This is a genomic window from Pseudomonas sp. Q1-7 (assembly GCF_028010285.1).
GTDB lineage: Bacteria > Pseudomonadota > Gammaproteobacteria > Pseudomonadales > Pseudomonadaceae > Metapseudomonas.
The window spans coordinates 5,224,515-5,242,176 of the sequence record NZ_CP116304.1 but is presented as its reverse complement, the minus strand read 5'-3'; the positions used below and the strand labels follow the sequence as shown (position 1 = coordinate 5,242,176).

Here is a 17,662-nt window from a genome sequence, read left to right as displayed (position 1 = left end):
CCTTGGCGAATGGGGCCTCAGGTTTCTACGGGGGTATCCGGGTGATTTCCCCACTCGGACCAGGAGCCGGCATAGCCCTTGACCCGGGGATAGCCGAGGGCCTTGGCCACCAGGTAGGTGAAGCCGGAGCGGTGGTGGGTCTGGCAGTGGGTGACGATTTCCTTGTCCGGGGTGATGCCCAGGGACTGGAGGATTTCGGCCATGTCGGTGCGGATGCGCAGGGCGCGGGCCGGGTCCATGCCGGCGGTCCACTCGAAATTGACCGCGCCGGGTATATGTCCGCCCTTGGCCGCCAGCACCTTGGTGCCGTCGTACTCGCTGGGACCGCGGGCATCCCAGATGGCCAGGTCGGGAGCACCCAGACGGCCCAGAAGGTATTCGCGGGTGGCGGTCGGTTCGTCGTGCAGGGTCAGGGGCAGCGGGCCGCCGACCGCATCGGGCAGGCTTTCCGAGGTTTCCCGGCCTTCGGCCAGCCAGGCGTGCAGGCCGCCGTTCAGGTAGTGGTAGCGGTGGTGGCCGATCACATCGAGCAGCCAGATGAAGCGGCCGGCCCAGCCGCCGCCTTCGTCGTCATAGACCACGTAGGTGGCCCCGGTGCGGTGGCCCAGCTCGCCGAACAGTGCTTCGAGGTTGGCCTTGGCCGGCAGCAGGCCCGGCGCCGGTGGCTGGCCGAGCTGGGTGCGCTTCGGGTCGACGAAGCGGGCTCCCGGGATATGGCCGGCGGCGTAACGGGCCGCACTGGTGAGGTCGACCAGGATCAGCTCGTCGCTACCCAGCAGGGGCGCCAGTTCGGCCGGTTCGATCACCAGCGGCAGGTTGGAGAAGGCGGACATGGAAGCCTCCACGGATGGACAAAGTGGCAGATTGTATAGGAAAGCCTAGCGGCCGCGTCTGGCGAAGCTGGCGAGGGCGCGTTCGATGCACTGGGCTGTCTTGGCGAAGGCGCGCAGGCTGATCTCGGCAAAGGGGGCGCCGTCCTGGTCGGCCACCACCAGCATGGCCACCCGGCCGTTCAGCGCGATGGAGCGCAGCATCAGGTGGTGCCCCGGGAACAGGCTTTTCAATTGCCCCGGCAGCAGGGCGGAGAATTGCGCCATGTTGTCTGGCCCCAGGCGCAGTTGACCAGGCTGGGCCAGCAGGCGCTGCAGCACCTGGCTCTGGCAGGGGTCCAGCTGCAGGCCGCCGGCCTCCTTCGGCAGTCCGGCCTGTTGCTGGGCCAGCAGACGGCTATGGTTGCGGTCGGCCAGCAGCACCAGGACCCGGCGCATGCCGCCGCTTGTCAGTGCGTCGCGGGCGCAGGCGGAAAGCTGCACCACGTTGGTGAAGGGGCTGGGCGCGCGGATCAGCTCGGCGCATTGTCGGCGCCAGTCCTCCAGGGCCGCTGGAGTGGGGGCCGGCGCTGTGACCGGCCCACGCCGCAGGCGATGCTGGTTCCAGGGCCAGAGCAGCGCTTCGGCGGGATGCCAGAGGTCGTCGCGGGCATGCAGGCGTCCGCTCTGCGCGGCGTGCTGGTGAACCTGCTGCTGCAGCCCGTCGAGCGGCATTTTCATGAACAGCCCGGTGAGGCGCTGCCAGCGCAGGCTGTGGTGCTCGGCCCAGCCGGCGTGGGCGGAAACCGCCAGGCCGTTGGCCAGCAGGACGGTATTGCCCGGCTGGGTGAGCCAGCGGCCCAGGACGGGATTGGCGTCCAGCTGTTGCTGCTGGTGCAGGGGGTGCTCATTGTCGCGGGCGATGTGCAGGGCCTGGACCAGCAGGCGGCGGTCTTCGCTCAGCAGGCGGTAGCCCTGGATGATCCAGTCGGGCAGCTTCCAATGCTCGGCCAGGGCCTGGCAGAGGCGCAGCAACGGCACGCCAAGCAGCTCGCGCTCGACCCTGGCGGCCGGCTCGCCGTCGCCCAGCACGCGCTTTTCCCAGGTGGCGAAGAGTTCCGGGTGACTGGCGAGCAGCGGCCAGAGCGGCGAGAGGAACAGCAGGCTGCACCAGTGGATTTCCTGCCAGAGGCGTGCCAGGCGGCTGGCGAACAGGCCGTTGGCCTGCTGCGCGGCATGCTGGCTGATCAGTTGCAGTTGGCGCAGTGCCTGGGGAATTTCGTCCTCGGCCACGGCGGGCAGGCGGTTGAGGAGTGTTTCGGCGCGTTTCAGGCCAAGGCGCGTAAGGGCGGTCTCCAGGCTTTCCGCCGGGCTGCTGAGCAGGTTGGCGGAGGCATTGGCCTCGCGCAGCAGGCTGAGGGCAAGGGCTGGGCTCTCCTGGGTCAGGTCGGCGATATCGCGCAGGGAGCGGCGGTTGTCGCCAAGGGCGCGGCGGACTTTCTCGTGGGCACTGGCGGGGACGGGCAGGCGCACGCCGTCGAGGAGTTTGATCCAGCCGTCGAGGCTGCGTGGCATGGGCTTTGCGCTTGACATAGAGGGCCGCCAATCTGGCTTTTCGCCTGAACAGGCTATAGTCTGGCGCATATTTTCCGATAATTAGAAGGGGCTCTTTTCATAACCCTTTCTACTGACTCTTCAAGCTTCCTTCCTATGGCAAAAATCATCGGCATCATCGTCGTATTCGCCAGCGTGCTCGGTGGGTACGTCCTGTCTCACGGCAAGGTCGCCGCGCTGATCCAGCCCTTCGAGGTCATGATCATCGGCGGTGCTGCGCTGGGGGCCTTCCTTCAGGCCAACCCCGGCAGCATGACGATGATCGTGTTCAAGAAGTCGCTGAAGATGTTCGGCACGCGCTTCACCCATGCCTTTTACCTGGAAGTGCTGCGCCTGCTCTACGAGATCCTCAACAAGAGCCGCCGCGAAGGGATGATGGCCATCGAGGCCGACATCGAGGACGCAGCCGCCAGCCCGATCTTCAGCAAGTACCCGGCCATCCTGAAAGACGAGCGGATGACCGCCTATATCTGCGACTACCTGCGCATCATGTCCTCCGGCAACATGGCGCCCCACGAACTGGAAGGCCTGTTCGACATGGAACTGGCCAGCCTGAAGGAAGAGCTGGAACACCCGTCCCACGCGGTCAACCGCGTCGCCGATGGCCTGCCCGGCTTCGGCATCGTCGCCGCGGTACTCGGCATCGTGGTCACCATGGCCATGCTGGGCGAGGCCGAGCAGGCCGCCCTGGGCCAGCATGTGGGCGCGGCATTGGTGGGGACCTTCCTGGGTATCCTCGCGGCCTACGGTTTCTTCGGCCCGCTGGCGGTGTCCCTGGAGCACGATGCCCGCGAAGAGCTGAATGTGTTCGAGGCCATCAAGGCCTGCCTGGTGGCTTCGGCCTCCGGCATGCCGCCGTCGCTGGCGGTGGAATTCGGTCGCAAGACGCTGTTGCCGGCGCATCGCCCGAGCTTCAGTGAGCTGGAGCAGGCCGTGCGCGGCAGCTGAAGGCTGAGTCATGGAGAACAACCAGCCGATCATCGTCAAGCGCGTCAAGCGCTACGCCGCCGGTCACCACGGCGGCGCCTGGAAGATCGCCTTCGCCGACTTCGCGACGGCGATGATGGCGTTCTTCCTGGTGCTCTGGCTGCTGTCTTCGGCCACCCCGGAGCAGAAAAAAGCCATCTCCGGCTATTTCAAGGACCCCATCGGCTTCACCGAGAGTGCCAGCCCCTACGTCATCGACCTGGGGGGTACGCCCACTCCGGCACCTGACCGCACACTCAATCCCGAACTGAAGGATGCGCCCGACTCCCAGGAGGCCGCGATCGACTCCACCGACTCCACGCCCGTCGACGCCCGGCAGGTCGAGACGATGGCTGACCAGATCGAGCGGGAGCGCCTGGAACTCCTGCTGCAGGAGCTGCAGAACAAGGTCGAGGAGAACCCCGAGCTGCGCAAGTTCAAGGACCAGATCCTTTTCGAGATCACCCAGGACGGCCTGCGCATCCAGATCATGGACGCTGCCAACCGGCCCATGTTCGATCTCGGCAGTGCGCGATTGCAGCCCTATTTCGAAGACATCCTGCTGATCCTCGCCGAGACCATCAAGACCGTGCCGAACAAGATCAGCATCAGCGGCCACACCGACGCCAAGCCCTATGCCGGCGATGTCGAGTTCGGCAACTGGGAGCTGTCCGCAGGACGCGCCAATGCCGCCCGCCGAACGCTGATCGCCGGGGGCTATCCGGAGGGCCAGGTGGCGCGGGTAGTGGGTTACGCGTCCTCGGCGCTGTTCGACCGCAAGGACCCGTTCAACCCGGTCAACCGCCGTATCGACATCATCGTCCTGACCAAGAAGGCCCAGCGCGACATCGAAGGCGAACAGGCGGAACCGGTTGAAAACGACACACCTGCGGCACCCCAGTCCGAGGTTCCCCAACCCCAGGCACCGGCCGACATCCCGAGTGCCCCCCTGCAGCCCCGTGAGTTGCGGGAGAAGCTGAACATCTTCGAGGACGGCGTGCTGAAGATGGAAGAGCCCAAGGGGCAGTGACTGCATCCCCATGAAAAAGGCCACGCACAGCGTGGCCTTTTTCATGGGCGAGCAAGGCGATCACACGCTCAATACTCGTCCTCGGGCAGGCTGGCGAGGATGTGCCGGTAGCTGGCCATTCGCTGCGGGTGTACGCGGCCGTCCTCCAGCGCCTTGAGCAGGGCACAGCCAGGCTCACGGTCGTGCTTGCAGTCGCGGAAGCGGCAGGCGCCGAGCAACTCGTGGAACTCGATGAAGCCGGCTTCCACGTCGTCGCGGCTGACATGGCCCAGGCCGAATTCGCGGATGCCGGGAGAGTCGATCAGCTCGCCGCCGCCGGGAAAGTGGAACAGGCGTGCGGTGGTGGTGGTGTGGGTGCCCTTGCCGGTGAGTTCGGAGAGGGCGCCGACGCGGGTGTCCACGCCGGGCAGCAGGCTGTTGACCAGGGACGACTTGCCCACCCCGGACTGGCCCACGAACACGCTGATATGACTGTCGAGCCTCGCCATCAGGTCTTCCATGCCGCCGCCCTGACGCGCCGAAACTTCCAGCAGCGGGTAGCCCAGCTGGCGATAGATGCCGAGCAGATCGTCGAGCATGGCGCCGTTCTCGTCGTCCACCAGGTCGGCCTTGTTCAGCAGCAGCAGCGGGCGGATGCCGGCGTGCTCGGCAGCGATCAGGTAGCGATCGATCAGGTTGGCGTGGGGATGGGGCAGGGGGGCGAAAACGATGACGATCTGGTCGACGTTGGCCGCCACCGGCTTGAGCACGCCACGCATGTCCGGTCGACACAACTCCGACCTGCGCGGCAACTGGGCGACTATCACACCACTGCCCTGGTTGCCGGCGCGCCAGACCACGCGGTCGCCGGTGACCAGCGGCGGCAGGTTGGCGCGCAGGTGGCAGCGGACCACCTCGCCGGCGTAATCGCCTTCCAAAGCCTCGACCTCCACCTGGACGCCGAAGTGAGCAATCACCAGGCCGGTCTGTTCGGGGCCGAGGTCGCCGCCTTCGAGTTCTTCGAGGGCGCGCGATTCCCGTTTGGCCGCGCGGGCGGCGCGCTCTTCCTGGATTTTCTCGATGCGCCAGCTTTGCCGGCGGGTCAGTTGGCGTTTGGCCATGGTGGTTCCGCGTGGAAAAAACCGCGCGAGTTTAGCACGCGGCCCCGGAGCGCAGGCTCTAAGCTAGAATGCGCGCTTCGCCCTGGAGACCGACTATGCAGAATGCCCTGAACCTGATCTGGATCGATCTGGAAATGACCGGCCTGAACCCGGACACGGACGTCATCATCGAGATGGCCACCGTCGTGACCGACAGCGACCTCAATGTCCTGGCTGAGGGGCCGGTGATCGCTGTCCACCAGAGCGACGAGATTCTCGCCGGCATGGACGAGTGGAATACCCGCCAGCACGGGCAGAGTGGCCTGACCCAGCGCGTGCGCGAAAGCCACATCAGCGCTGCCGAGGCCGAAGCGCAGACCCTGGTTTTCCTCGAACAGTGGGTGCCCAAGGGCAAGTCGCCGATCTGTGGCAACAGCATCTGCCAGGACCGCCGCTTCCTCTACCGCCACATGCCGCAACTGGAAGCCTACTTCCATTACCGCAACCTGGACGTTTCCACCGTCAAGGAACTGGCCGCGCGCTGGGCGCCGAGCGTGCGCGACGGGGTGAAGAAGAGCAGCAGCCACCTGGCACTGGACGATATCCGCGACTCCATCGCCGAGCTGAAGCATTACCGCGAGCATTTCTTCAAGTTCTGACCTCAGCCAGCGCTTGCCCCGTGTCGGGCGAGCGCCCATTCCACATGCTCGCGCACCAGCGCCGAAGGATACTCGCGGCGCAGGCGCAGGGCCTCCAGCACCGGAATGCTCGAGGGGGCGTTGCCCAGGCCCACCGCCAGGTTGCGCAGCCAGCGCTCGTAGCCGGCACGGCGCAGGGCCGAACCTTCGGTTCGGCGGAGGAACTCTTCTTCGCTCCAGCGGAACAGCTCCGCCAGCGCGGCATTGTCCAGACCGTGGCGCGGCTGGAAGTCGCCTTCCCCTGAAGGGCGGGCGAAGCGGTTCCAGGGGCAGACCATCTGACAATCGTCGCAGCCGAACACCCGGTTGCCGATGAGCGGTCGCAGGTCCTCGGGAATGCTGCCTTTGTATTCGATGGTCAGGTAGGAAATGCAGCGTCGAGCGTCCAGCCGGTAGGGGCCGACGAACGCGGCGGTGGGGCAGATGTCCAGGCAGGCCGTACAGCGCCCGCAGTGTTCGCTGCCGTAGGGATCGTCCACCGGCAAGGGTGCGTCGACGAACAGCTCGCCGAGGAAGAAGTAGCTGCCGGCCTTGCGATTGAGCACCAGGGTGTTCTTCCCGATCCAGCCCAGGCCCGCCTGCTCGGCGATGGCTTTCTCCAGCACCGGTGCGCTGTCGACGAAGGCGCGGTAGTTGAACGGGCCTATGGCCCGCTCGATGCGTTCGGCCAGGTGCTGCAGGCGCTTGCGGATCAGCTTGTGGTAGTCGCGGCCCAGCGCATAGCGAGAGACGTAGGCCTTTTCTGGCCGGCCCAGTACCTTGGCCATCTGCGTGTCGCCGGGCAGATAGTCCATGCGCAAGGAGATCACCCGCAGGGTGCCGGGCACCAGTTCGTCGGGGTGCGAGCGCTTGCTGCCGTGGGCAGCCATGTAGTCCATCTCGCCCTGGAAGCCGGCATCCAGCCAGCGCTGCAGGTGGGCTTCGTGCTCGCCGAGCTCGACCCCGGCGATGCCCACCTGCTGAAAGCCCAGTTCGCGGCCCCAGTCCTTGATGGATTGGGCGAGCGTGGCGAGATCGTGCGTGGAAAGGGTCATGCTGGGGCGGGAAACCGGTGTCGAGGTGGATATAATTCTGCCAGACCTCGCAGCCGTAACCGAATCCGATGCTTCTTTCCCGCGACGACCTGCCCCTTTCCCTGTATTCCGCCGCCCAGGTGCGCGACCTCGACGCTCGCTTGATCGCCGCCGGCACCCCAGGTTTCGAGCTGATGCAGCGTGCCGCCCACGCGGCCTGGCGTGCCTTGCGCCGCCGCTGGCCGGAAGCCGGCTGCCTCAGCGTGCTGGCCGGGCGCGGCAACAATGCCGGCGATGGCTACCTGGTGGCGGCCCTGGCGAAGCGCGCAGGATGGCGAGTGCAGGTGTTGGCGGTCGGCGCGGCCGATGCCCTCGGGGGGGACGCCGCTCTGGCACGGGACGCCGCCCTGGCCGAAGGCGTTGCCATCCAGCCCTGGAGCGAATGCGCGTCGCTGGAGGGCGTGGTGGTGGACGCCCTGCTGGGTACCGGGCTGTCTGGTGCGGTGCGCGAGCCTTATGCCCAAGCCATTCGCCTGCTCAACGGCAGCGGTTTGTCCGTGCTGGCCCTGGACATCCCTTCCGGCCTCTGTGCCGACACCGGCCGGGTGCTGGGCGTTGCGGTGAGGGCGGACCTGACCATCACCTTCATCGGTCTCAAGCTCGGCCTGTTCACCGCCGACGCACCGGATCAGGTGGGTGAACTGGCGTTCGACGACCTGCAGGCCGCAGCGGCCCAGGTCGCCGCCACGCCACGGGTGGCCGAGCGCCTGGCGGCTGCTGGCCTGCAAGGCCTGGCGCCGCGCCCCCGCTCCGCCCACAAGGGCCGTTTTGGCCACCTGCTGGTGGTGGGCGGAGATCGTGGCATGGGCGGTGCGCCGCTGTTATCGGCGGAAGGCGCCTTGCGCGGCGGCGCCGGACTGGTGTCGCTGGCGACCCGTCCCGAGCACCTGGCCGCCGCGCTGGCGCGTCGGCCCGAGATCATGTGTGCGGCGGTGAACTCCGCCAACCAGTTGCTGGCGTTGGCCGGCAAGGCCGACGTGCTAGTGGTGGGGCCCGGGATGGGGCAGGGCGCCTGGGCGCGCAGCCTGCTCAGCGTGGCCGCCGGCCTGGGCGTGCCGCAGGTCTGGGATGCCGATGCGCTGAATCTGCTGGCTGCCGGAGCGGTCCATCTGCCTGCCGGTGTGGTCATCACCCCGCATCCCGGGGAGGCTGGGCGCCTGCTGGGGATGTCGACGGCCGAGGTGCAGGCGGATCGACCGCACGCGGTCCTGGCGTTGGCGCGGAAATTCGATGCCGTCGTCCTGCTCAAGGGCGCCGGCAGCCTGGTGGCGGCCCCCGATGGCCGCCTCGCTCTTTGTGATCGTGGCCATCCGGTGATGGCCGGGGCCGGGTTCGGTGATGTGCTCGCCGGGCTGATCGGCGCCCTTCTGGCCCAGGGTATGGACGGGTATGCCGCCACCTGCCTGGCCGTCTGGCTGCATGCCAGTGCTGGCGAAAGCCTCGCCCGGTCGGGCCGGGGACTGGCGGCCAGCGACCTGATTCCGACCATTCGTCAGTTGCTCGAGGAGTTCTCACCGTGCCTGAAGTGATCCTGCATGCCATAGGCGAGGAGGCCATGCTGGCCCTGGGCGCCCGCCTGGCCACCCTGACCGGGGGGCGCGGCATTCTCTACCTGCACGGGGACCTGGGAGCGGGCAAGACCACGCTATCTCGCGGCATCCTGCGGGGGTTGGGCCATGCGGGTGCGGTGAAAAGCCCCACCTTCACCCTGGTCGAGCCCTATGAGATAGGCAGCCTGCGCGCCTTCCATTTCGATCTATACCGCCTTGCCGACCCGGAAGAACTGGAATTTCTGGGCATTCGTGACTACTTCGAGGGCGACGCACTGTGCCTGATCGAGTGGCCCCAGCGGGGCGCCGGCATTTTGCCAAAGGCTGACCTGGACATTAACATTACGCCGCAAGCGGGCGGCCGTTCGCTGCGCTTGTCGCCGCATTCCGAGCGTGGCGAAGGCTGGTGTGCCGCCCTGGCCATGGGAGCATGAAAACAAAGATGGGGTGGGGTATGCGCTCGCGCGCACTGTTTGCCGGGATTGGGGTTCTGCTTGCGGCGTTCGCCGCTGATGTCCTGGCTGCCGCGGAGGTTCGCGGGGTGCGGCTCTGGCGCGCGCCGGACAACACTCGCCTGGTCTTCGACCTGTCCGGGCCGGTGCAGCATTCGGTCTTCACCCTGACTGCGCCCAATCGCATCGTCATCGATATCAACGGCGCCCAACTGGCCACCAAGCTGGAGCAGTTGTCCCTCAGCAACACGCCCATCACCAGCGTCCGTTCCGCCCAGCGCACCCCCAGCGATTTGCGAGTGGTGATCGATGTTTCCGCCACCGTGACGCCGAAGAGCTTCACTCTGGCCCCCAACCAGCAGTACGGCAACCGCCTGGTGGTCGACCTGTTCGACCAGGACGCCTCCGCCAGCGAGGCCAGCGCGCCCCAGGTGGCGACTGCGCCGAACGCGCCGCAGCCGCCCGTGACGCCTGCCCAGCCCGCGCCCAGCAAGCTGCCGCCGGTGCCCGGCGGCAAGCGCGACATCGTCATCGCCATCGACGCCGGTCACGGTGGCGAGGACCCGGGGGCCCTGGGGCCGAAGGGCCAGCACGAGAAGAACGTGACCCTGGCGATTTCCAGGGAACTGCAGCGGCAGATCAACCAGGAGAAAGGCTTCCGCGCCGAACTGGTGCGTACCGGCGACTACTTCATTCCGCTGCGCAAGCGCACCGAGATCGCCCGCAAGAAGGGGGCCGACCTGTTCGTTTCCATCCATGCCGACGCCGCGCCCAGTCGCAGTGCCTTCGGTGCTTCGGTATTCGCCCTGTCGGATCGTGGCGCCACGTCGGAAACCGCACGCTGGCTGGCCGATAACGAAAACCGCTCCGACCTGATCGGTGGCGTGGGCAGCGTCAGCCTGGACGACAAGGACCGCATGCTCGCGGGCGTGCTGCTGGACCTGTCGATGACCGCGACCATGTCTTCCAGTCTCAATGTCGGGCAGAAAGTGCTGTCCAACGTCGGGCAAGTCACGCCGCTGCACAAGCGTCGGGTGGAACAGGCCGGCTTCATGGTGTTGAAGTCGCCGGACATCCCCTCGATCCTGGTGGAGACCGGCTTCATTTCCAACCACAACGAGTCGCAGAAACTGGCGACCCCTAGCCACCAGCAGGCGCTGGCGCGTTCGATCAGGACCGGCGTCAAGCAGTTCTTCCAGCAGAACCCGCCGCCCGGCACCTACATCGCCTGGCTGCGGGACCAGGGCAAGATCGCCATCGGGCCGCGTGAGCATGTGGTGACTTCCGGCGAAAGCCTGGCGCTGATCGCCCAACGCTACGAGGTGAGCCTGTCGACCTTGCGCAAGGCCAACAGCCTGAGCAGCGACAACATCAAGGTCGGCCAGACCCTGAAGATCCCCGCCGCGACCCTGGCGGCGCAGCCATGAGTACCGTGCCGCGCATCCAGCTGCTGAGTCCGCGGCTGGCGAACCAGATCGCCGCCGGCGAAGTGGTCGAGCGCCCGGCGTCGGTCATCAAGGAACTGCTGGAAAACAGCCTGGATGCCGGTGCACGCCGCATCGACGTTGAGGTGGAGCAGGGCGGCATCAAGCTGTTGCGCGTGCGCGATGACGGCGGTGGCATCCCGCCGGATGACCTGCCCCTGGCGCTGGCTCGCCACGCCACCAGCAAGATCCGCGACCTGGAAGACCTGGAGCGGGTGATGAGCCTGGGCTTCCGTGGCGAGGCGCTGGCTTCCATCAGTTCGGTGGCGCGCCTGACCATGACCTCGCGCACCGCCGAAGCGGACCAGGCCTGGCAGGTGGAGACCGAAGGTCGCGACATGGAGGCCCGGGTGCAGCCCGCCGCGCATCCGGTGGGCACCTCGGTGGAGGTTCGCGACCTGTTCTTCAACACGCCGGCGCGGCGCAAGTTTCTCCGCGCGGAAAAGACCGAGTTCGACCACCTGCAGGAAGTCATCAAGCGCCTGGCCCTGGCCCGCTTCGACGTTGCCTTCCACCTGCGTCACAACGGCAAGACCATCTTCGCCCTGCACGAGGCGCGCGATGCCGTCGCCCGTGCTCGCCGCGTCGCCACCGTCTGTGGTCCGGCCTTCCTGGAACAGGCGCTGCCGATCGAAGTAGAGCGCAACGGCCTGCATCTCTGGGGCTGGGTCGGCCTGCCGACCTTCTCCCGCAGCCAGGCCGACCTGCAGTACTTCTACGTGAACGGCCGCATGGTGCGCGACAAGCTGGTTGCCCATGCGGTGCGCCAGGCGTATCGAGACGTGCTGTATAACGGCCGGCACCCGACCTTCGTGCTGTTCTTCGAGGTGGACCCGGCCGTGGTGGATGTCAACGTGCACCCCACCAAGCACGAGGTGCGTTTCCGTGACAGCCGCATGGTCCATGACTTCCTCTACGGTACCCTGCATCGCGCCCTGGGCGAGGTTCGCCCCGAGGACCAGCTTGCCGCGCCGGCCGCTACCGATACGGTGGTGCGCCCGAGTGGTCTCGCGGCGGGCGAGTTCGGTCCGCAGGGTGAAATGAGCCTTGCCGCCAATGTGCTGGAGCAGCCGGCGCCAGAGCCCGTCTGGCGTCCATCATCCGGCGGTGGTTACCAGCCGCCGCGTCCGCAGCCTGGTCCGGCCGTGCCGATCGCCGAGGCGCAGGGCGCCTACCGTGAATTCTTCGCGCCGTTGCCAGCTGCCAGCGCTCCTCCGGTGCTGCCCGAGTCCCAGGGCGATGTGCCGCCGCTCGGTTACGCCCTGGCGCAGCTCAAGGGCATCTACATCCTCGCCGAGAACGCCCAGGGGCTGGTGCTGGTGGACATGCATGCGGCTCACGAGCGGATCACCTACGAACGCCTCAAAGTGGCGATGGCCAGCGAGGGGCTCAAGGGGCAGCCGCTGCTGGTGCCGGAATCCATCGCCGTCAGCCAGCGCGAAGCCGATTGCGCTGAAGAGCATGGCGAATGGTTCCGCCGTCTCGGCTTCGAACTGCAACGCCTGGGGCCGGAAAGCCTGGCCATTCGTCAGATCCCGGCCCTGCTGAAACAGGCCGAGGCGTCGCAACTGGTGCGCGATGTGCTCTCCGACCTCCTGGAGTACGGCACCAGCGACCGGATCCAGGCGCATCTGAACGAACTACTGGGCACCATGGCCTGCCACGGCGCCGTGCGCGCCAATCGCCGGCTGACCCAGCCGGAGATGAACGCCCTGTTGCGCGACATGGAGCACACCGAACGCAGTGGCCAGTGCAATCACGGGCGTCCAACCTGGACGCAATTGGGCATGGATGACCTGGACAAGCTGTTCCTGCGTGGTCGCTGAGCATGGCTGAGCGATTGCCGCCGGCGATCTTCCTCATGGGCCCGACGGCCGCCGGCAAGACCGACCTGGCCCTGGAACTGGCGCGAACCCTGCCTTGCGAGCTGATCAGTGTCGATTCGGCGCTGATCTACCGGGGCATGGACATCGGCACTGCCAAGCCAGACAGGGCCACGCTGGCCGAATTCCCCCATCGCCTGATTGATATCCGCGATCCGGCCGAAAGCTACTCCGCCGCGGAGTTCCGTGCCGACGCCCTGGCAGCCATGGCGGACATCACCGCCAAGGGGAGGATTCCGCTGCTGGTTGGCGGCACCATGTTGTATTACAAGGCGTTGCTGGAAGGGCTGGCGGACATGCCCAGTGCCGACCCCGTGGTGCGCGCTGAGCTGGAAGCCCGCGCCGCCCGCGAAGGCTGGGAGACGCTGCACCGGGAGCTGGCCGTGGTGGATCCTGAGTCCGCTGCACGTATCCATCCCAATGATCCCCAGCGGCTGACCCGCGCCTTGGAGGTGTTCAAGGTCAGCGGCCTCACCATGACCGCGCACCGACAGCGGCAAGCGGCGCAAAATACGGCCGAGAACGCGCCAGGAACGGCGCATTTGCCGTATACTGTCGCGCACTTGGCCATTGCCCCGGCACAACGCCAGGTATTGCACGAAAGAATTGCGCAACGTTTTCGCCTGATGCTGGAACAGGGCTTCATCGACGAGGTCGAAGCGCTGCGCTGCAGACGTGACTTGCATGCAGGACTGCCGTCTATAAGAGCGGTCGGTTATCGCCAGGCCTGGGACTACCTGGATGGCACGCTGACCCGGGCCGAGATGGAAGAGCGCGGCATTATCGCCACCCGCCAACTCGCCAAGCGACAGTTCACCTGGTTACGCAGTTGGTCCGATCTGTACTGGTTGGACAGCCTGGCTTGCGACAATCTGCCGCGTACCTTGAAATACCTGAGGTCGCTCTCCATATTGGACTGAGGCCTCTCTGGTTACCGTCTATCCTTGGGGGTAGGGCGGAGCCAGTCATCCTTCTTGTCTTTTGAAAACTAAAACGATTGATCCCTAAAGGAGTGCGGCACATGTCAAAAGGGCATTCGCTACAAGACCCTTACCTCAATACCCTGCGTAAGGAACGCGTACCAGTTTCCATCTATCTGGTAAACGGCATTAAGTTGCAGGGCCAGATCGAATCTTTCGACCAGTTCGTGATTCTGCTGAAGAATACTGTCAGCCAGATGGTCTACAAGCACGCTATTTCCACTGTGGTACCGAGTCGTCCGGTACGTCTGCCCAGCGCTTCCGAGCAGGAGCAGCCTGAGCCGGGCAACGCCTGATAGGAGACTGCTTTGTTTTTCGAACGCCCTGGTGGTGGTGAACGGGCCATCCTGGTTCATCTGGAAGGCCAAGATCCCGAGGCGCGCGAAGACCCGCAGGAGTTCCTGGAACTTGCACGTTCGGCCGGTGCGGACACGGTGGCCTTCATCTCCGTTTCCCGTCACCAGCCAACGGCCAAGTACCTGATCGGCAGTGGCAAGGTCGACGAGCTGCATGAGCTGGTCAAGGCTGAAAAGGCCGAGCTGGTCATCTTTAATCACACCCTCACGCCCAGCCAGGAGCGCAACCTCGAGCGCGCCTTCGAGTGCCGGGTGCTCGATCGCACCGGTCTGATTCTCGACATCTTCGCCCAGCGCGCCCGCACCCACGAGGGCAAGTTGCAGGTCGAACTGGCTCAGCTCGAGCATATGAGCACGCGTCTGGTGCGCGGCTGGACCCACCTTGAGCGCCAGAAAGGCGGTATCGGTCTGCGTGGTCCGGGTGAAACCCAGCTGGAAACCGACCGCCGTTTGCTGCGAGTGCGTATCCGGCAGATCAAGCAGCGCCTGGAAAAGGTCCGCAGCCAGCGCGAGCAGGCTCGTCGCGGTCGCAAGCGGGCGGATATTCCGGCCGTTTCTCTGGTCGGCTACACCAACGCTGGCAAGTCCACCTTGTTCAATTCCCTGACCGCCTCCGAGGTCTATGCGGCCGACCAGTTGTTCGCGACCCTCGATCCGACCTTGCGCCGGCTCGAACTGGATGACCTGGGGCCGATTGTGCTGGCAGACACGGTGGGGTTCATTCGCCACCTGCCGCACAAGCTGGTGGAGGCCTTCCGCGCTACCCTTGAAGAGTCCGCCAACGCCGATCTCCTCCTGCATGTGATCGATGCCCATGAGCCTGAGCGCATGGCGCAGATCGAGCAGGTGCTGGCGGTGCTGGGCGAGATCGGGGCCGAGGGCCTGCCGATGCTGGAGGTTTACAACAAGGTCGATCTGCTGCAGAACGTCGAGCCGCACATCCAGCGCGATGGCGACGGCAAGCCCGAACGGGTTTGGCTGTCGGCGCGTGATGGCAGCGGTCTCGAATTGCTCGAGCAGGCGGTGTCCGAGTTGCTGGGCGATGACCTGTTCGTGGGGACCTTGCGGTTGCCGCAGCGCTTCGGCCGTTTGCGCGCGCAGTTCTTCGCGTTGGGTGCGGTACAGACCGAAGAGCACAACGAGGCCGGCGATACCCTTTTGGCGGTGCGTCTGCCGCGGGTCGAGCTGAACCGGCTGGTCAGTCGCGAAGGCTGGCAGCCGAGCGAGTTTCTCGAGCAACACACTTTGCAATAAAGCCCGTTTCGGTGATTTTGCCGCGGGCCGTGGGCTTGGGTAGCATGGGCGGGCGCGCCGCGGGCGCGTCTTTGCTTTATCAGTATGGAGAGCGCTATGGCTTGGAACGAGCCGGGTGGCAACTCGAACAACCAGGATCCCTGGGGTGGACGCCGTGGCGGCGACCGCAAAGGGCCGCCGGACCTGGACGAGGCCTTCCGCAAGCTGCAGGACAGCCTGAACGGACTGTTCGGCAGCGGCAAGAAACGAGGTGGCGGCGATGACGGCGGCGGCAGGTCGGGCGGTGGTTTTGGCCTGCTCGGCATCGGCCTGGCCCTGCTTGCCGTGGTCTGGCTATACAGTGCGGTCTATGTCGTGGACGAGCAGGAGCAGGCTGTGGTGCTGCGCTTCGGCAAGTACTACGAGACCGTCGGTCCCGGCCTGAATATTTATTTCCCGCCGATCGATCGCAAGTTCCAGGAGAACGTCACCCGTGAGCGTGCCTACAGCAAGCAAGGGCAGATGCTCACCGAGGACGAAAACATCGTCGAGGTGCCGCTTACCGTCCAGTACCGGATCAGCAATCTCCAGGACTTCGTGCTGAATGTCGACCAGCCCGAGGTCAGCTTGCAGCACGCCACCGAAAGCGCCCTGCGCCATGTGGTCGGTTCCACCGAAATGGACCAGGTACTGACCGAAGGGCGTGAGCTGATGGCCAGCGAGATCAAGGAGCGCCTGCAGCGTTTCCTCGACAACTACCGCACCGGCATCACCGTCACCCAGGTGAACGTACAGAGCGCGGCGGCACCGCGTGAGGTGCAGGAAGCCTTCGACGACGTGATCCGTGCCCGCGAAGACGAGCAGCGTGCCAAGAACCAGGCAGAGGCCTACGCCAATGCCGTGGTTCCCGAGGCCCGTGGTCAGGCGCAGCGCATCATCGAGGACGCCAACGGCTACCGCGATGAGGTGATTGCCCGCGCCCAGGGTGAGAGCGACCGTTTCAGCAAGTTGCTCACCGAGTACCACAAGGCGCCTGAGGTCACGCGCCAGCGCCTGTACCTCGAAACCATGCAGGATGTGCTGGCCAACACCAGCAAGGTGCTGGTTTCCGGCAAGGACGGGCAGAGCAACCTGCTCTATCTGCCGCTGGACAAGATGATCGACAGCCGCGGTGGCAGCGCCACGTCGGCAGCTCCGGCTGCGTCGGGCGCCGCAAGCGGCGGCGACCTCGGCTCGCGTGTAGCCACTGACTTGCAGCAGCGCAATCTGCGTTCCAGGGAGAGTCGCTGATGAGCAATAAATCGCTGTTCGCCCTGATTGGCGGCGTGGTGGTGGCCCTGCTCCTGTGGAGCAGCCTGTACATCGTCTCGCAGACCGAGAAGGCCGTGTTGTTGCAGTTCGGCCGCATCGTCGAGTCCGACGTCCAGCCTGGCCTGCACTTCAAGATTCCGTACGTCAACCAGGTGCGCAAGTTCGATGCCCGCCTGCTGACCCTGGATTCTCCGACCCAGCGTTTCCTCACCCTGGAGAAGAAAGCGGTGATGGTGGACGCCTACGCCAAGTGGCGTGTGGCTGACGCCGAGCGTTTCTACACCGCGACCTCCGGCATGAAGCAGATCGCCGACGAGCGTCTGTCGCGCCGCCTCGAAGCGGGCCTGCGCGACCAGTTCGGCAAGCGCACGCTGCACGAAGTCGTGTCCGGTGAGCGCGATGCGCTGATGGCCGACATCACCTCGACTCTCAATCGCATGGCCAGCAAGGAGCTGGGCATTGAGGTGGTGGATGTGCGGGTGAAGGCCATCGACCTGCCCAAGGAAGTCAACCGCAGCGTGTTCGAGCGGATGAGTACCGAGCGTGAGCGCGAGGCGCGCGAGCACCGCGCCAAGGGCTCGGAGCTGGCCGAGGGCATTCGTGCCGACGCCGACCGCCAGCGCCGCGTGCTGCTGGCCGAGGCCTATCGCGAGGCCGAGGAAACCCGTGGTGATGGCGACGCCAAGGCCGCCTCCATCTACGCCCAGGCCTATGGCCAGGATCAGGAGTTCTACGCCTTCTACCGCAGCCTCCAGGCCTATCGCGAAAGCTTCGCCAACAAGAGCGACGTGATGGTGCTGGACCCCAATAGCGATTTCTTCCGCTATCTGGACAAGGCCGCACGCTGATCGGTCCACCCGGCGGACGCTGATCGTCCGCCGGGGTGACCGCCAGGGAAAACGTGTTATCATGGGTCAGCCGGGAAATCCCGGCTTTTTTGCGTCCGCGGGAATCATGTGGCAGGAACTCGGCATTGCCTTTTGTCTGATGCTGGTGCTGGAAGGCATCCTGCCCTTCCTCTATCCGCGCCGTTGGCGCGCCGCGGTGCTTGGGTTGGCGGAGTTCAAAGACCGCCATCTCCGCCTGATGGGCCTGTCCAGCATGTTGCTGGGGACTGGCCTCCTTTATCTGCTTCACTGATGGC

The 17,662-nt window shown here is 65.8% G+C and carries 17 protein-coding genes; 13 read left to right on the top strand and 4 right to left on the bottom strand.

The features are described 5' to 3' along the window. Positions 1-17: 17 nt before the first annotated feature. Both rhdA and PJW05_RS24245 read right to left on the bottom strand, forming a co-directional pair. Positions 18-833, bottom strand: coding sequence for a thiosulfate sulfurtransferase (gene rhdA / locus PJW05_RS24250; RefSeq protein ID WP_271409474.1), 816 nt, complete (start codon positions 831-833; stop codon positions 18-20). Positions 834-878: 45 nt separating this feature from the next. After that, positions 879-2,384, bottom strand: coding sequence for an HDOD domain-containing protein (locus PJW05_RS24245; protein ID WP_442969190.1), 1,506 nt, complete (start codon positions 2,382-2,384; stop codon positions 879-881). Between the two features lie 135 nt (positions 2,385-2,519). Here PJW05_RS24245 and motA point away from each other — a divergent pair, with 135 nt between their 5' ends. After that, positions 2,520-3,371 carry a flagellar motor stator protein MotA gene (gene motA / locus PJW05_RS24240; protein WP_271409472.1) on the top strand — a complete coding sequence of 284 codons (852 nt, stop codon included), beginning with the start codon at positions 2,520-2,522 and terminating at the stop codon, positions 3,369-3,371. Between the two features lie 10 nt (positions 3,372-3,381). After that, complete coding sequence (gene motB / locus PJW05_RS24235) at positions 3,382-4,419, top strand: flagellar motor protein MotB (RefSeq protein WP_271409471.1); 1,038 nt, start codon at positions 3,382-3,384, stop codon at positions 4,417-4,419. 68 nt (positions 4,420-4,487) lie between these two features. Here the strand turns inward: motB and rsgA are convergent, their stop codons facing one another. Continuing rightward, positions 4,488-5,519, bottom strand: a complete 1,032-nt coding sequence (gene rsgA, locus PJW05_RS24230; RefSeq protein ID WP_271409470.1) for a small ribosomal subunit biogenesis GTPase RsgA — start codon at positions 5,517-5,519, stop codon at positions 4,488-4,490. Between the two features lie 95 nt (positions 5,520-5,614). On the opposite strand from rsgA, the gene orn reads away from it, so the two are divergent. Then, the gene (gene orn / locus PJW05_RS24225; protein WP_271409469.1) at positions 5,615-6,157 is read left to right on the top strand and encodes an oligoribonuclease; all 543 of its coding nucleotides are present in this window, start codon (positions 5,615-5,617) and stop codon (positions 6,155-6,157) included. Positions 6,158-6,159: 2 nt separating this feature from the next. Here orn and queG read toward each other — a convergent pair whose 3' ends face one another. After that, on the bottom strand, positions 6,160-7,230 hold the full coding sequence (gene queG / locus PJW05_RS24220; protein WP_271409468.1) for a tRNA epoxyqueuosine(34) reductase QueG: 1,071 nt from the start codon (positions 7,228-7,230) through the stop codon (positions 6,160-6,162). Positions 7,231-7,298: 68 nt separating this feature from the next. Here queG and PJW05_RS24215 point away from each other — a divergent pair, with 68 nt between their 5' ends. The 10 genes from PJW05_RS24215 (at position 7,299) to PJW05_RS24170 (ending at position 17,658) form a co-directional block, all read left to right on the top strand. Next, on the top strand, positions 7,299-8,798 hold the full coding sequence (locus PJW05_RS24215) for an NAD(P)H-hydrate dehydratase (RefSeq protein ID WP_271409467.1): 1,500 nt from the start codon (positions 7,299-7,301) through the stop codon (positions 8,796-8,798). Then, complete coding sequence (gene tsaE / locus PJW05_RS24210) at positions 8,786-9,253, top strand: tRNA (adenosine(37)-N6)-threonylcarbamoyltransferase complex ATPase subunit type 1 TsaE (protein WP_271409466.1); 468 nt, start codon at positions 8,786-8,788, stop codon at positions 9,251-9,253. The genes PJW05_RS24215 and tsaE overlap by 13 nt, the downstream gene beginning before the upstream one ends. A gap of 8 nt (positions 9,254-9,261) precedes the next feature. Next, a complete protein-coding gene (locus PJW05_RS24205; RefSeq protein ID WP_271412295.1) occupies positions 9,262-10,698 on the top strand; it encodes an N-acetylmuramoyl-L-alanine amidase in 1,437 nt (478 codons plus the stop codon). Continuing rightward, a complete protein-coding gene (gene mutL / locus PJW05_RS24200) occupies positions 10,695-12,581 on the top strand; it encodes a DNA mismatch repair endonuclease MutL (RefSeq protein WP_271409465.1) in 1,887 nt (628 codons plus the stop codon). The genes PJW05_RS24205 and mutL overlap by 4 nt, the downstream gene beginning before the upstream one ends. Before the next feature lie 2 nt (positions 12,582-12,583). Then, positions 12,584-13,558 (top strand): tRNA (adenosine(37)-N6)-dimethylallyltransferase MiaA, encoded by a 975-nt coding sequence (gene miaA, locus PJW05_RS24195; protein ID WP_271409464.1) that lies wholly within the window; start codon positions 12,584-12,586, stop codon positions 13,556-13,558. 101 nt (positions 13,559-13,659) lie between these two features. Continuing rightward, positions 13,660-13,914, top strand: a complete 255-nt coding sequence (hfq, locus tag PJW05_RS24190; protein WP_003453015.1) for an RNA chaperone Hfq — start codon at positions 13,660-13,662, stop codon at positions 13,912-13,914. Positions 13,915-13,926: 12 nt separating this feature from the next. After that, on the top strand, positions 13,927-15,228 hold the full coding sequence (gene hflX / locus PJW05_RS24185) for a ribosome rescue GTPase HflX (RefSeq protein ID WP_271409463.1): 1,302 nt from the start codon (positions 13,927-13,929) through the stop codon (positions 15,226-15,228). 96 nt (positions 15,229-15,324) lie between these two features. Then, positions 15,325-16,497 carry an FtsH protease activity modulator HflK gene (hflK, locus tag PJW05_RS24180; RefSeq protein WP_271409462.1) on the top strand — a complete coding sequence of 391 codons (1,173 nt, stop codon included), beginning with the start codon at positions 15,325-15,327 and terminating at the stop codon, positions 16,495-16,497. Further along, positions 16,497-17,366, top strand: coding sequence for a protease modulator HflC (gene hflC, locus PJW05_RS24175; protein ID WP_271409461.1), 870 nt, complete (start codon positions 16,497-16,499; stop codon positions 17,364-17,366). The genes hflK and hflC overlap by 1 nt, the downstream gene beginning before the upstream one ends. A 106-nt stretch (positions 17,367-17,472) precedes the next feature. Then, positions 17,473-17,658 (top strand): DUF2065 domain-containing protein, encoded by a 186-nt coding sequence (locus tag PJW05_RS24170; protein ID WP_003453007.1) that lies wholly within the window; start codon positions 17,473-17,475, stop codon positions 17,656-17,658. Positions 17,659-17,662 lie beyond the last annotated feature (4 nt).

Excerpts from the sequence above, each read along its gene's own strand:
- rhdA (WP_271409474.1), bottom strand. The coding sequence starts at position 833 with ATGTCCGCCTTCTCCAACCTGCCGCTGGTGATCGAACCGGCCGAACTG.
- PJW05_RS24245 (WP_442969190.1), bottom strand. The coding sequence starts at position 2,384 with ATGCCACGCAGCCTCGACGGCTGGATCAAACTCCTCGACGGCGTGCGC.
- motA (WP_271409472.1), top strand. The coding sequence starts at position 2,520 with ATGGCAAAAATCATCGGCATCATCGTCGTATTCGCCAGCGTGCTCGGT.
- motB (WP_271409471.1), top strand. The coding sequence starts at position 3,382 with ATGGAGAACAACCAGCCGATCATCGTCAAGCGCGTCAAGCGCTACGCC.
- rsgA (WP_271409470.1), bottom strand. The coding sequence starts at position 5,519 with ATGGCCAAACGCCAACTGACCCGCCGGCAAAGCTGGCGCATCGAGAAA.
- orn (WP_271409469.1), top strand. The coding sequence starts at position 5,615 with ATGCAGAATGCCCTGAACCTGATCTGGATCGATCTGGAAATGACCGGC.
- queG (WP_271409468.1), bottom strand. The coding sequence starts at position 7,230 with ATGACCCTTTCCACGCACGATCTCGCCACGCTCGCCCAATCCATCAAG.
- PJW05_RS24215 (WP_271409467.1), top strand. The coding sequence starts at position 7,299 with ATGCTTCTTTCCCGCGACGACCTGCCCCTTTCCCTGTATTCCGCCGCC.
- PJW05_RS24205 (WP_271412295.1), top strand. The coding sequence starts at position 9,262 with ATGGGGTGGGGTATGCGCTCGCGCGCACTGTTTGCCGGGATTGGGGTT.
- mutL (WP_271409465.1), top strand. The coding sequence starts at position 10,695 with ATGAGTACCGTGCCGCGCATCCAGCTGCTGAGTCCGCGGCTGGCGAAC.
- miaA (WP_271409464.1), top strand. The coding sequence starts at position 12,584 with ATGGCTGAGCGATTGCCGCCGGCGATCTTCCTCATGGGCCCGACGGCC.
- hfq (WP_003453015.1), top strand. The coding sequence starts at position 13,660 with ATGTCAAAAGGGCATTCGCTACAAGACCCTTACCTCAATACCCTGCGT.
- hflK (WP_271409462.1), top strand. The coding sequence starts at position 15,325 with ATGGCTTGGAACGAGCCGGGTGGCAACTCGAACAACCAGGATCCCTGG.
- hflC (WP_271409461.1), top strand. The coding sequence starts at position 16,497 with ATGAGCAATAAATCGCTGTTCGCCCTGATTGGCGGCGTGGTGGTGGCC.
- PJW05_RS24170 (WP_003453007.1), top strand. The coding sequence starts at position 17,473 with ATGTGGCAGGAACTCGGCATTGCCTTTTGTCTGATGCTGGTGCTGGAA.